1 pseudogene is annotated in these 517 nt (G+C 76.8%); it reads right to left on the bottom strand.

Going from position 1 to position 517, the window contains the following annotated elements:
• Positions 1 to 517, bottom strand: a pseudogene (locus tag G3I40_RS42170) (PucR family transcriptional regulator); the annotation flags it as partial.

Genomic DNA, 517 nt, shown 5'->3' with positions numbered 1-517 from the left:
GACCAGGATCTCCTCCAGCAGCGACTGGGCCACCGGGCCGCCCTCGATGTCCCCGCCCTCCCACTCGACGCGGGCCACGACGACCTGCCAGTGCGGGGCGGCGCCCAGGCCCGGCAGCAGCACCGGGGCCGCGACCCGCAGGCGGGCGGCGATCTCGGCCGGGGCCGCGCCCGTCTGGACCAGCTCCAGGACCTCCTGGGCGAGCCTGCGGCGTACCGTACGGGCCGCGTCGCGGCGGTCGCGCTCCACGGAGATCAGCTGGGTCACGCCCTGCAGGAGGTCGAGGCGCTCCTCGGGCCAGTCGCTCGCGTCCGCCTCGACGGCGAGCATCCAGTCCGACAGGACCGTCTCGCGCACGTCCCGGGAGCCGGGCGCCGGATTCCGGCCACCGGTGCGGATGCCGAAGACCGAGTACGTGGTGTGGCCCGACCCGTCGCCGAGGCGCTTCGCGGCGCCCCCCTCGATGGTCACCCGGTGCGGGGCGCGGCGGCCCGCACGGGTGGCGGAAAGGTGGTCG

Origin of the sequence: Streptomyces sp. SID14478, from assembly GCF_010548525.1 — a bacterium.
In the GTDB taxonomy this organism is placed as follows: Bacteria; Actinomycetota; Actinomycetes; order Streptomycetales; family Streptomycetaceae; genus Streptomyces.
Note: the sequence above shows the minus strand (reverse complement) of the source record. Positions and strands in the feature narration are given on the sequence as shown.